The sequence below is a fragment of the Micromonospora sp. NPDC023956 genome (genome assembly GCF_040639195.1).
GTDB lineage: Bacteria > Actinomycetota > Actinomycetes > Mycobacteriales > Micromonosporaceae > Micromonospora.
The window spans coordinates 239324-253766 of sequence record NZ_JBEZZN010000001.1 but is presented as its reverse complement, the minus strand read 5'-3'; the positions used below and the strand labels follow the sequence as shown (position 1 = coordinate 253766).

Genomic DNA, 14443 nt, shown 5'->3' with positions numbered 1-14443 from the left:
GGGATTCCTGCACGGCGCTGCGGACTTCGATCCGGCGTTCTTCGGGATCTCGCCGCGTGAGGCGGTGGCGATGGATCCGCAGCAGCGGTTGCTGCTGGAGGCGTCGTGGGAGACGTTCGAGTCCGCCGGCCTGGATCCGTCCCGGCTGCGCGGAAGTCGTACCGGCGTCTTCGCCGGCGTGATGTACCACGACTACGCCTCCCGACTGGCGGACCTGCCGTCGGATGCCGAGGGCTACGTCGGCACCGGTAACTCCGGCAGTGTGCTGTCGGGTCGGGTGGCGTACACGTTCGGTCTGGAGGGCCCGGCGGTCACGGTGGACACGGCGTGTTCGTCGTCGCTGGTCGCCCTGCACCTGGCGGCGCAGGCGTTGCGGTCGGGGGAGTGTGACCTGGCGTTGGCCGGTGGTGTGACGGTGATGGCGACGCCGGGGACGTTCATCGAGTTCTCGCGGCAGCGGGGTTTGTCGACGGATGGTCGGTGTAAGTCGTTTGCGGCGTCGGCGGATGGGACGGGTTGGTCGGAGGGTGTGGGTGTGCTGCTGGTGCAGCGCCTCTCCGACGCGCGTCGCGACGGTCGACGGATCCTGGCCGTGGTGCGGGGCACCGCGGTCAACCAGGATGGTGCGTCGAACGGTCTGACCGCGCCGAATGGTCCGTCGCAGCAGCGGGTGATCCGGCAGGCCCTCGCCAACGCCCGCCTGACCGCCGCCGACGTGGACGCGGTGGAGGCGCACGGGACGGGTACCACCCTGGGTGACCCGATCGAGGCGCAGGCGCTCCTCGCCACCTATGGGCAGGACCGGCCCGATGACCGTCCGCTCTGGCTGGGGTCGATCAAGTCGAACATCGGTCACACGCAGGCTGCCGCCGGGGTGGCGGGTGTGATCAAGATGGTGTTGGCGATGCGGCACGGTCTGGTGCCGCCGACGTTGCACGTGGACGAGCCGTCTCCGCACGTGGACTGGTCGGCTGGTGCGGTCGCGCTGGCCACCGAGGCGACGCCGTGGCCGGAGACCGGTCGGCCGCGTCGAGCCGCGGTGTCGTCGTTCGGCATCTCCGGTACGAACGCGCACGTGGTCATCGAGCAGCCGCCGGTGGAGGTGGTCGAGGGCGAGATCGTCGAGTCGACCCTGCCGGACGCCCTTGTTCCGGTGCTGGTGTCGGCGCGGTCGGAGGCGGCTCTGGCTGGGCAGGCGGACCGCTGGGCGCGCTGGCTGGCCGGCGACGAGGCGTTGCGTCCGGTGGACGTGGGTTGGTCGTCGGTGGTCACCCGTCCGGCGTTGGAGCACCGTGCGGTGCTTACTGCCACGGACCGGGATGGACTGCTTGCTGGGCTGCGGGCGTTGGCGGTGGGTGAGCCGTCGGGTGCGGTCGTCACCGGTACGGCTGCCGTTCGTGGTCAGGTGGCGTTGCTGTTCTCGGGTCAGGGTGCGCAGCGGGCCGGGATGGGTCGGGACCTGTACGCCGCGTTCCCGGTGTTCGCGTCCGCGTTGGACGAGGTGTGCGGGCATCTGGACGTGTTGTTGCCGCAGCCGTTGAAGCCCATCCTGATCGCCCAGGCGGGCACGGCCGAGGCGGAGCTGCTCGACCAGACCGTCTTCACGCAGGCGGGGTTGTTTGCGGTCGAGGTGGCGTTGTTCCGTCTGGTGGAGTCGTTCGGGGTTGTTCCCGATGTCGTGGGTGGTCACTCCATTGGTGAGATCACGGCTGCGTACGTGGCCGGGGTGTTGTCGCTGGCGGATGCGTGTGCCCTCGTCGCGGCGCGGGGTCGGTTGATGCAGGCGTTGCCGGCCGGTGGCGGGATGCTCGCGGTGGCCGCGTCGGAGTCCGACGTCATGGCCTCGATCGGGGGTCTGTCCGACCGGGTCGGGGTCGCTGCGGTGAACGGCCCGCACGCCGTCGTCGTGTCGGGTGCGGTCGACGCTCTGGACGAGGTCGAGCGGGCCTGGCGTGGTCGGGGTGTGCGGACGCGTCGGTTGACGGTGAGTCATGCGTTCCACAGTCCGTTGATGGAGCCGATGCTGGACGAGTTCCGGGCGGTGCTGGCGGGGTTGAGCTTTGCCGCGCCGTTGCTGCCGATGGTGTCGAACCTGTCCGGGGCGCTTGCCGACGCCGATGAGATCCGTACTCCGGAGTACTGGGTGCGGCACGTGCGGGAGGCGGTGCGGTTCGCTGACGGGATCACCGCGCTGCGTGCCGCCGGGGTGGACACGTTTGTGGAGGTCGGTCCGCAGAGTGTGTTGACGGCGATGGCCGCCGACGTGCTGTCGGGCGAGGAGGACTCGCTCGCGGTGGCGGTGCAGCGGCGGGACCGGTCCGAGGTCCCCGGTCTGCTGGCGGCACTCGGGCAGCTGCATGTCAACGGTGTGGCGGTGACCTGGTCGCAGTGGTTCACCGGGGCGGGTGCGCGGCGGGTGGATCTGCCGACGTACGCCTTCCAGCACCAGCGGTACTGGCCCGCGACGGGCCGGTCGCGGATCGGCAACATGTCCGGTGCGGGCCTTGGCGACGCCGAGCACCCGCTGCTCGGTGCCGCCGTCGACCTGGCCGGCGACGACGAGGTGGTGCTGACCGGTCGGCTCTCGCTGACCACGCACCCCTGGTTGGCGGACCACGCGGTCGCCGGCGTGACGCTGCTGCCGGGCACCGCCCTCGTCGAGCTGGCCGTCCGGGCGGGTGACGAGGTGGGCCTCTCCCGGCTCCGGGAGCTGACCGTGGCCACGCCGTTGACCGTTCCGCAGACGGGAGGCGTACGGCTCCAGGTTCGGGTGGACGGGGCTGCTGGCTCCTCGCAGCGCGCCGTGACCATCTACTCCCGCCGGGACGACGAGCCCGAGTCGGGTTGGGTCCGGCACGCGGACGGTGTGTTGGAGCCGGGGTCGGCTGACGAGCCGGTGGTCGGTGCGTGGCCGCCGGCGGGTGCGTCCGAGGTGGACGTGGCGGGCTGGTACGGGGCGTTGGCCGGGCACGGCCTGGTGTACGGGCCGGTCTTCCAGGGCCTGCGACGTGCGTGGACCGGTGACGGGGAGGTACACGCCGAGGTCGTCCTGCCCGAGGAGTCGGTGGACGTCTCCGGGTTCGGGGTGCACCCGGCGCTGTTCGATGCGGCGCTGCACGCCATCGGCCTGCTCGACGCGGAGGCAGGCACCGCTGCGCGCGTACCGTTCGCGTTCGAAGGCGTACAGGTGCACGCCTCGGGGGCACGGATGCTCCGGGTGCGACTGTCCCGGTCCGGGTCCGGAGTGCGCCTGGTCGCCTGCGACGAGGCGGGCGCCCCGGTGGTGTCGGTCGACTCCCTCGTCCTGCGCGAGCTGACCGGCCCGGCCGCCCCGAGCGCCGCCGCCCGCTCGCTGTTCGAGGTGCGTTGGCAGGTCGAGCAGGTCGTCCCGGCCCCGCAACCGGCCGGCATGGTGCTGCTGACCGGGGACGGGGCCGACCGCGAACTGACGGCCGAACTGGCTGCCCGGTGGGAGGTGCCGGCGTACCCGGATGTGGCGTCGGTGCTGGCCGCCGCCGAGGCCGGCGCCGTACCGGGGACGTTGCTGCTGCCGCTCCCCACCGCGCCCGAGGCCGACGCTGACGTATCCGCCTCGGTGCGGGCGGTGACGTCCGAGGTGCTGGCGGTGGTGCAGGCGTGGTTGGCGGCCGGGGTGTTGGCGGGTTCGACGTTGGTCGTGGTGACCCGGGGTGCGGTGTCGGTGCGGTCGGGTGATCGGGTGGTCGATCTGTCGGGTGCGGCGGTGTGGGGTCTGCTGCGGTCGGCGCAGTCGGAGCACCCGGGCCGGATCGTGCTGGTCGACGTCGATCGGGATGCGGACGCGGAGCTGCGGGGTCTGCTCGCCTGGGCGGCCGGCGACGTGTCGGGTGGCCAGGTGGCGGTCCGTGCGGATGAGGTGTTTGTTCCCCGGCTGGTGCGGGCCTCCGTGCCGGTGGCGTCGGAGCCACCGGTGGTGGGTGATGGCACGGTTCTGGTGACCGGTGGTACGGGTGCGTTGGGTGCTCTGGTGGCGGAGCATCTGGTGGCGGCGTACGGGGTGCGGTCGTTGGTGTTGGTGTCCCGGCAGGGGGCGGCTGCGCCGGGGGCGGATGCCCTGGTGGAGCGGTTGGGTGCGCTGGGGGCGAGCGTCCGGGTTGCTGGCTGTGACGTGACCGACCGGCAGCAGGTGGCCGCGTTGGTCGCCGAGATCTCCTCGGCGGGTCGGCTGGCGGGTGTGGTGCACACGGCGGGTGTGCTTGATGACGGGGTGGTTGAGGGGCTTTCTGTTGGTCGGTTGGCTGGGGTGTTGGCGCCGAAGGTGGATGCGGGGTGGTATCTGCATGAGGTGACGGCAGGTCTGGGTCTGGATCTGTTCGTGTTGTTCTCGTCGGTGGCGGGGGTGTTGGGGTCGCCGGGTCAGGCGGCGTATGCGGCGGGTAACGCGTTCCTGGATGGTCTTGCGGTGTTCCGGCGTGAGTTGGGGTTGCCGGCGGTGTCGTTGGCGTGGGGTATGTGGGACACGGCCGGAATGGCCGCCTCGATCGCCGACGCCGACCGCGACCGGTCGGCACGTGCGGGTCTCCCGTCGATGAGCGCCGAGACCGGTCTGGAACTGTTCGACGCCGCCCTCACCGCCGGACCGGCCGCCCTGGTGCCTGCGGTCGTCGACGTACCGGCGATGCGGACGGCCACCTCCGGTGCTGCCGTACCCACGATGCTGCGCACCCTGGTCGGTACGCCCGTGACCCGCCGCCAGGCGGGACAGGGCGGTGGCGCGTGGGCCGCGCGGCTCACCGGGCTCACCGAGGACGAGGCGCGTGCCGAGGTCGACGTGTTGGTGCGTGGTCTGGTGGCGCAGGTGTTGGGGCACGGTGGTGCGGAGTCGGTGCCGGCGGATCGGGCGTTCCGTGAGTTGGGGTTCGACTCGTTGACGGCGGTGGATCTGCGGAATCGGGTGAACGCGGCGACGGGTCTGCGGTTGGGGTCGACGTTGGTGTTCGACTATCCGACGCCTGCGGCTCTGGTGGGGTACGTGTACGAGCAGCTCACCGGTGTGGTGGACGCTCGCCCCGAGACGGTGGCGTCCCTCGGGGTGGACGAGCCGATCGCGATCGTGGGTATGGCGTGCCGTTACCCGGGTGGGGTGGACAGCCCGGACCAGTTGTGGGAGCTGTTGTCCTCCGGCGGGGAGGGCATCGGCGAATTCCCCGCCGACCGGGGCTGGGACCTGGAGTCCCTGTTCGACCCGGACCCGAACAGCAGCGGCACGTCGTACGCCCGGCAGGGCGGCTTCCTGTACGGAGCCGGTGAGTTCGACCCGGCGTTCTTCGGCATCTCGCCCCGTGAGGCGCTGGCGATGGACCCGCAGCAGCGGTTGCTGCTGGAGGCATCGTGGGAGACGTTCGAGTCCGCCGGGGTCGACCCGCACCGGCTGCGCGGCAGCCGTACCGGCGTCTTCGCGGGCGTGATGTACCACGACTGGGCGACGCGTCTGATGGACCTGCCCGCCGAGGTGGAGGGCTACGTCGGTACCGGCACGTCGGGCAGTGTGCTGTCGGGTCGGGTGGCGTACACGTTCGGTCTGGAGGGCCCGGCGGTCACGGTCGACACGGCGTGTTCGTCGTCGCTGGTCGCCCTGCACCTGGCGGCGCAGGCGTTGCGGTCGGGGGAGTGTGACCTGGCGTTGGCCGGTGGTGTGACGGTGATGGCGACGCCGGGGACGTTCATCGAGTTCTCGCGGCAGCGGGGTTTGTCGACGGATGGTCGGTGTAAGTCGTTTGCGGCGTCGGCGGATGGGACGGGTTGGTCGGAGGGTGTGGGTGTGCTGCTGGTGCAGCGCCTCTCCGACGCGCGTCGGGACGGTCGGCGGATCCTGGCCGTGGTGCGGGGCACCGCGGTCAACCAGGACGGTGCGTCGAACGGTCTGACCGCGCCGAACGGCCCCTCGCAGCAGCGGGTGATCCGGCAGGCCCTCGCCAATGCCCGCCTGACCGCCGCCGACGTGGATGCGGTGGAGGCGCACGGTACGGGTACCACCCTGGGTGACCCGATCGAGGCGCAGGCGCTGCTGGCCACGTACGGGCAGGACCGTGAGCAGCCGTTGCTGTTGGGGTCGATCAAGTCGAACATCGGTCACACCCAGGCTGCCGCCGGGGTGGCGGGTGTGATCAAGATGGTGTTGGCGATGCGGCACGGTCTGGTGCCGCCGACGTTGCACGTGGATGAGCCGTCCCCGCATGTGGACTGGTCGGCCGGAGCCGTCACCCTCACCACGGCGGCGACGCCCTGGCCGGAGACCGGTCGGCCGCGTCGAGCCGCGGTGTCGTCGTTCGGCATCTCCGGTACGAACGCGCACGTGGTCATCGAGCAGCCGCCGGTGGAGGTGGTCGAGGGCGAAGTCGTGCCGTCGGTGACCCCGCTGGCCGTACCGGTGCTGGTGTCGGCGCGGTCCGATGGCGCTCTGGCTGGGCAGGCGGACCGTTGGGCGCGCTGGCTGGCCGGTGACGAGGCGTTGCGTCCGGTGGATGTGGCGTGGTCGTCGGGGGCCACGCGTCCGGCTCTGGAGCACCGTGCCGTGCTGACCGCTATCGACCGGGACGGGTTGTTGGCTGGGTTGCGGGCGTTGGCGGCGGGTGAGCCGTCGGGTGCGGTCGTCACCGGTACGGCTGCCGTTCGTGGTCAGGTGGCGTTGCTGTTCTCGGGTCAGGGTGCGCAGCGGGCCGGGATGGGCCGGGACCTGTACGCCGCGTTCCCGGTGTTCGCGTCCGCGTTGGACGAGGTGTGCGGGCATCTGGACGTGTTGTTGCCGCAGCCGTTGAAGGCCGTCCTGTTCGCCGTCGAGGGGTCGCCGGAGGCGGCGCTGCTGGATCAGACGGTGTTCACGCAGGCCGGGTTGTTCGCGGTCGAGGTGGCGTTGTTCCGTCTGGTGGAGTCGTTCGGGGTTGTTCCGGACTTCGTGGGTGGTCACTCCATTGGTGAGATCACGGCGGCGTATGTGGCCGGGGTGTTGTCGCTGGCGGATGCGTGTGCCCTCGTCGCGGCGCGTGGTCGGTTGATGCAGGCGTTGCCGGCCGGTGGCGGGATGCTCGCGGTCGCCGCGTCGGAGGAGGCGGTCACCGAGACACTCGCTGGGCTGTCCGACCGGGTCGGGATTGCCGCCGTGAACGGCCCGTCGGCCGTTGTGGTGTCGGGTGCGGTGGAGGTGTTGGACGGCCTGGAGGCTGGCTGGCGTGATCGGGGCGTGCGGACGCGTCGGTTGACGGTGAGTCATGCGTTCCACAGTCCGTTGATGGAGCCGATGCTGGACGAGTTCCGGGCGGTGTTGGCGGGGTTGACGTTCCGGGCTCCGTTGGTGCCGGTGGTGTCGAACCTGTCCGGGGCGCTTGCCGACGCCGACGAGATCCGCACCGCTGACTACTGGGTGCGGCATGTGCGGGAGGCGGTGCGGTTCGCTGACGGGATCACCGCGCTGCGGGCGGCCGGCGTTGACACGTTCGTTGAGGTCGGTCCGCAGAGTGTGTTGACGGCGATGGCCGCTGACGTGGTGCCGGGTGACGGGGACGTTCTGTCGGTGGCCGTTCAGCGGCGGGATCGGCCGGAGGTGTCGGCGTTGCTGGCGGCTCTGGGTGAGTTGCATGTCAACGGTGTGGCGGTGACCTGGTCGCAGTGGTTCACCGGGGCGGGTGCGCGGCGGGTGGATCTGCCGACGTACGCCTTCCAGCACCAGCGGTACTGGCCCGAGTCGGTGGACCGGCCGCAGGAAGCCGTCGCCGACGCCGGGGAGGTCGAGTTCTGGGCGGCGGTGGAGCGCGGCGACCTCAGCGGCCTCGCCGAGCAGCTCGGGGCGGACACGGTGGACGCCCTCGCCCCGGCCCTGCCCGCGCTCACCTCCTGGCGTCGGTCCCGGACCCGGGACACCGGCCTGGACGGCTGGTCGTACCGGATCGGCTGGGAGCCGGTACGACCGGCGCCGGTGGCCGGGCTGTCCGGGCGGTGGCTCGTGGTCACCATCGGCGCAGACACCGATGCGGGCGTCGCGAAGACGCTCACCGGAGCCGGTGCCCAGGTGGACACCCTGACCGTGACGCCGAACCTCGACCGGGCGGAGCTGGGCGAGCGGCTGCGCCGTACCGGCGCCGAGGGCTGGGCGGGCGTGCTCTGCGTCCTGCCCCGGCGGGACCGGCCGCTCCCGCACGCGCCGGGTGTACCCGCCGGGACGGCGGCGCTGCTGGCCCTCGTCGGGGCGCTGACCGACTCCGGTCTGCCCGGTCGGGTGTGGGCCCTCAGTCGGGCAGCGCTGCCGGTCGCACCGGGCGAGCAGCCCGGTGACCACTGGGCGGCGTTGGCCTGGGGCCTCGGCCGTGCCGTCGCCCTGGAACAGCCGGACCGCTGGGGCGGTCTGGTCGACCTGCCCGCCCGCGCCGACCGGAACACCCGCGCCGCGCTCGTCGCGGTGCTTGCCGACGGCACCCTGGACCAGGTGGCCGTCCGCCGCAACGGGGTCTTCGGGCGCCGGCTGCTTCCGGCCGCACCGACGGCCGGGACGGGTTGGCAGCCCTCGGGCACGGCGCTGGTCACCGGTGGCACCGGCGCACTGGGGCGACGGGTGGCGCGCTGGCTGCTGGCCAACGGTGCCGCCGAGGTGGTGCTCGCCTCCCGGCGCGGGCCGGACGCCCCGGGCTCGACCGAACTCGTCGACGAGTTGGCCGCGCACGGCACCGTCCGGGTGGTGGCCTGCGACGTCGCCGACGCCGGGGCGGTCACCGACCTGGTCGCCGGGCTGCCGGCGCTCACCGCCGTCGTGCACACCGCCGGCGCGTCCGGCGGGACCGCCCCGGCGTACGAGCTGACCGACGCCGACCTGTCGGCGACGCTGGCCGGCAAGGTGCTCGGTGCCCTGCACCTGGACACCGCGTGCCGCGACCGGGACCTCGACGCGTTCGTCGTCTTCTCCTCGGTGGCCGGGGTGTGGGGCGGCGGTGGGCAGGCCGGCTACGCGGCCGGCAACGCCCTGCTCGACGCCCTCGTCGCCACCCGCCGCGCGGCGGGCCTGCCCGCCACCGCCCTCGCCTACGGCCCGTGGGCCGAGGACGGCATGGCGGCCGGGGAGACCGCGGACGGCCTGCGTCGCCGAGGCTTCACCCCGCTCGCGCCCGACGCCGCCCTCGCGGCCCTGGGCAGCTGGGTGAATGCCCCCGAGGCGGCACCGGTCATCGCCGACGTGGACTGGTCCCGGTTCGTCGCGGCGTTCACCGCGGCCCGGCCGAGTCACCTCTTCGACCGGGTCGCCCCGGCCGTCGCGGTGGAACCGGAACGGCCGGAGGTCGACGCCGCCACCGAGGGACTGCGGGCCCGACTCGCCACGCTGCCGGCGACCGGACAGGAGACCCTCCTGGTCGACCTGGTCCGGGCGGAAGCGGCGGCGGTGCTCGGTCACCCCTCCGCCGACCAGGTGCCGGCCGGGCGGGCGTTCCGGGAGCTCGGCTTCGACTCCCTCGCGGCCGTGCAGCTACGGGACCGGTTGGGCCGGGCCACCGGGCTGACCCTGCCGTCGACCGTGGTCTTCGACCACCCGTCGGCGGCGGAACTGGCCCGCTTCCTCCGTACCGAACTGGTGGCCGGCGTGACCGGTGACGGGCCGGCGGCCGGTGTGGCCGTGGTCCGGCCGGCCGTCGACGAGCCGATCGCCATCGTCTCGATGGCCTGCCGGTTCCCCGGCGGGGTGTCCTCCCCGCAGGAGTTGTGGCAGCTGCTGGTCGACGGTGCCGACGCGGTGACGCCGATGCCGACCGACCGGGGCTGGGATCTCGACGCCCTCTTCGACTCGGACCCGGAGCGGGTGGGCACCAGCTACACCCGCAGCGGGGCCTTCCTCGACGACGTGGCGGACTTCGACGCGGGGTTCTTCGGGATCAATCCCCGCGAGGCCCTCGCCATGGACCCGCAGCAGCGGTTGCTGCTGCACACCACCTGGGAGGCGTTCGAGCGGGCCGGTATCGACCCGCAGCGGGTCCGGGGCTCCGCCACCGGTGTGTTCATGGGCACCAACGGGCAGGACTACGCGACGCTGCTGCTGGGTGCCCGGTCCGAGGTGGAGGGCTACCAGGCCACCGGCAACGGGGCCTCGGTGGTCTCCGGCCGACTGGCGTACTCGTTCGGCCTGCACGGGCCGGCGGTCACGGTCGACACCGCGTGTTCCTCGTCGCTGGTCGCGCTGCACCTGGCCGCCCAGGCGCTGCGCTCCGGCGAGTGTGACCTCGCCCTGGCCGGCGGGGTGACCGTGATGTCGACGCCGGGAGCGTTCCTGGAGTTCTCCCGGCAGCGCGGCCTGGCCACCGACGGGCGGGTCAAGGCGTTCGCGGCGAGCGCCGACGGCACCGGTTGGGGCGAGGGTGCCGGCGTCCTGCTGCTGCAACGGCTCTCCGACGCGCAACGGGAGGGCCGGCGCGTCCTCGCCGTGGTCCGGGGCAGCGCCGTCAACCAGGACGGCGCGTCCAACGGGCTGACCGCCCCGAACGGTCCGGCGCAGCAGCGGGTCATCCGGCACGCCCTGGCGAACGCCGGGCTCACCCCGGGCGACATCGACGCCATCGAGGCGCACGGCACCGGCACCACCCTCGGCGACCCGATCGAGGCGCAGGCGCTGATGGCCGCGTACGGGCCGGGCCGCCCTGCGGACCGTCCGCTCTGGCTGGGCTCGGTGAAGTCGAACATCGGCCACACCCAGGCCGCGGCCGGCGTGGCCAGCCTGATCAAGATGGTGCTCGCGCTGCGGCACGGGACGCTCCCGGCGACCCTGCACGTGGACGAGCCGTCGCCCCACGTGGACTGGGCCTCCGGTCCACTGGAGCTGCTCACCGAGGCGCGCCCGTGGGACTCCGCCGGACGCCCCCGCCGGGCCGGCGTCTCGTCGTTCGGCATCAGCGGCACCAACGCCCACGTGATCCTCGAACAGGAACCCGTCGAGGTGACCGACGGGCCGCCGACCGAGGACGGGGCCGCCCGGCCCACCACCGCGGACGCCGCCGACCGGTCGGCGACCGACCCGGAGGTGGTGCCGTGGCCGGTCTCCGCCGCGACGGCAGCCGGGCTCCGGGACCAGGCCGACCGGCTGGCCCGGCGACTCGACGAGCCGGCCGGCGGGACGGCGGACCGGCCGGACGACAGGGCGGTGGCCTGGACCCTGGTCGAGGGGCGGGCCCACCTGGCCCACCGGGCGGTGGTTGTCGCCGCCGACCCGGAGACCCGGCTGGCGGCGCTGCGGGCGCTCGCGACCGGCGGTGACCACGCCGCGCTCGTCCCGGCCCTCCCGGCCACGACGGGCGGCACCGCCGTCCTCTTCTCGGGTCAGGGTGCGCAGCGGGCCGGGATGGGCCGGGACCTGTACGCCGCGTTCCCGGTGTTCACGTCCGCCCTGGACGAGGTGTGCGGGCATCTGGACGTGTTGTTGCCGCAGCCGTTGAAGCCCGTCCTGTTCGCCGTCGAGGGGTCGCCGGAGGCAGCGCTGCTGGATCAGACGGTGTTCACGCAGGCCGGGTTGTTTGCGGTCGAGGTGGCGTTGTTCCGTCTGGTGGAGTCGTTCGGGGTCGTTCCGGACTTCGTGGGTGGTCACTCCATTGGTGAGATCACGGCGGCGTATGTGGCCGGGGTGTTGTCGCTGGCGGACGCGTGTGCCCTCGTCGCGGCGCGGGGTCGGTTGATGCAGGCGTTGCCGGCCGGTGGCGGGATGCTCGCGGTGGCCGCGTCGGAGTCCGACGTCATGGCCTCGATCGAGGGGTTGGCCGAGCGGGTCGGTGTCGCGGCGGTGAACGGCCCGTCGGCGGTGGTCGTGTCGGGTGCGGTCGACGCTCTGGACGAGGTCGAGCGGGCCTGGCGGGAGCGGGGGGTCCGCACGCGTCGGTTGACGGTGAGTCATGCGTTCCACAGTCCGTTGATGGAGCCGATGCTGGACGAGTTCCGGGCGGTGTTGGCGGGGTTGACGTTTGCCGCGCCGTTGCTGCCGGTGGTGTCGAACCTGACCGGTGCACTCGCCGACACCGACGAGATCCGCACCGCTGACTACTGGGTGCGGCACGTCCGCGAGGCGGTCCGCTACGCCGACGGGGTGCGCGCCCTGCGGGACGCGGGCGTCGACACGTTCGTCGAGGTCGGCCCCGGCGCCGTGCTCACCGCCATGAACGCGGACCTGGTCCCCGACGGGACCAGCAGCCTGGCGACCCAGCGGACCGGCGTGCCGGAGGTGACGGCGCTGCTCACCGCCGTGGCCACCCGGTACGCCAGCGGCCGGGACGTCGACTGGGCGGCGGTGCTGACGCCCCTCGCCGGTCCCCGCCCCGCACCGCGTGACCTGCCGGAACTGCCCACGTACGCGTTCCAGCCGCAGCGGTACTGGCCCACCCTGACCAGGCCGCTGACCGGTGGGGCGGACCGGGCCGACACCGAGTTCTGGCGGGCGGTCACCGACGGCGACCTGGACCGGCTCGGTATCGACGCCGACCAGCCGCTGCGGGACCTGCTGCCGGAACTGGAGTCGTGGCGACGCCGGCAGCACACCGACGGCACGATCGGCGGCTGGCGCTACCGGGTGACCTGGCGGCCCCAGCGGCTCACCGCCGGCCAGCCGGGCACCTGGCTGGTCGTCGCTCCTCGACGGCAGGCGGCCGGGACGATCGCCGACGCGTTGCGTGTCGGTGGGGCCACCGTGCACCTGCTCACGGTGGACCCGTCCACCGCCGACCGGGACGGGCTCGCCGCCGACCTGGCCCGCGCGTGCGCCGAGCACCAGCCGACCGGACTGCTCTCCCTGCTCGCCCTGGACGAGGCACCGCACCCGGGCCAGGACGCCCTGCCGTCCGGGCTCGCGGCGAACCTGCTGCTGCTCCAGGCGCACGTGGGCCGGGAGGTCGACGCGCCGGTGCCGCTCTGGTTCGTCACGACCGGCGCGGTCGCCACCGACGATGAGCCGGCCAGCCGGCCGTGGCAGTCCACCAGTTGGGGCCTCGGCCTGACCGCCGCCCTGGAACACCCCCGGCACGTCGGCGGCCTCGTCGACCTGCCCGGCACGGTGACCGGGGACCTCGGTGCCGCGCTGGTCGCCGCGCTCACCAACACCGAGGGGGAGGACCAGCTCGCCGTCCGCGCCTCGGGGGCGTACGCCCGGCGGCTGGTCCGCGACGCCGGCCCGGCCGGCGGGACGGCCGGTGGCTGGACGCCGCAGGGCACCGTCCTGGTCACCGGTGGGGCGGGCGTGGTCGCCCGGCACGCTACCGGCTGGCTGGAGCGGCAGGGCGTGGCCGTGGTGCCGCTGGACCAGCCGGCCGGCGGGAAGCTGACCGACCGGATGGAACAGCTCGCCGCGGACGGCCGTCCGGTGACCGCGCTGCTGCACGTACCGGCGGACACCGGCACCGTGCCGCTGGTCGAGCTGACCCTCGCCGTGCTCGCCGCCGACCTGGTCGCCACCGTCGGGGACGTCCCCCGGTACGCCGACGAACCGGAGAACCAGGCCCTCGGGGCGCTGGTGCTCTGCTCCTCCACCTCGGGGGTGTGGGGCTCCGGCGGCCGGGCCGGGCAGGCGGCCGGGGACGCGCTGCTCCAGGTGCTCGCGGTGAACCGACGTCGGGCCGGGTTGCCGGCGGCGTCGGTGGCGTTCGGCCCCTGGGCCGACGGGCTCGCCGAGGCCGACCTGGAGCAGCTGAGCCGGCGTGGCCTGCCCGGCATGGCTCCGGACCTGGCCACCGCCGCACTGCGGCAGGCCGCCGTCGACGGCGCTCAGGTGGTGGTCGCCGACGTGCGGTGGGACCGGTTCGTGCCGGCGGTCGCCGCCGTCCGGGCCCGGCCGCTGTTCGGGGAGCTCCCCGAGGCGCGGGAGGCGCTGCGCAGCCTGCACAGCGGGGAACCGGCCGACGACGGGGCGGCGGAGGCGCTGCGCGAGCGGCTGCGACCCCTGTCCGACGCGGAACGGGACAGCATCCTGGTCGAGCTGGTGTCCACCCAGGCGGCGGCGGTGCTCGGCCACCCCGGCACCGGGGATCTCGGCCCGGCCCGTGCCTTCCGGGAGGTCGGCTTCGACTCGATGACCGCGGTGGAGCTGCGCAACCGGCTCCGGGCGGCCACCGGGGTCACCCTGCCGGCCAGCGTGGTGTTCGACTACCCGACCCCGCTGGCGCTCGCCCGCCACCTGCGCACCCTGCTGGTGGAGGACGGGGTCGCCGCCACCGCCGGCCTGCTGACCGAACTGGAGAAACTGGACGGCCTGTTCGCCACCAGCGCGCCGGATCCGCTCACCCGGCAGAAGCTGCTGGTGCAGATGCAGGCATTCCTCGCCCGCTGGGGCGACGACCGGGTCACTCCGGCCGAGGCGCCGGCGGCGCCCACCCTCGACGGGGCCAGCGACGCCGAGTTGTTCGATTTCATCCACCGGGAGCTGGGCGGCCCCGGCGGCAATGTCGGCGGCGTTTTCTGA

The 14443-nt window shown here is 73.5% G+C and carries 1 protein-coding gene (only partly in view); it reads left to right on the top strand.

Going from position 1 to position 14443, the window contains the following annotated elements; genetic code table 11:
• Positions 1–14443: the end of a type I polyketide synthase gene (locus AB0F58_RS00580; protein WP_357135858.1), read on the top strand. Its footprint begins 15398 nt before the window's first position; only the last 14443 of its 29841 coding nucleotides appear in the window; the start codon falls outside the window, past its left edge; its stop codon occupies positions 14441–14443.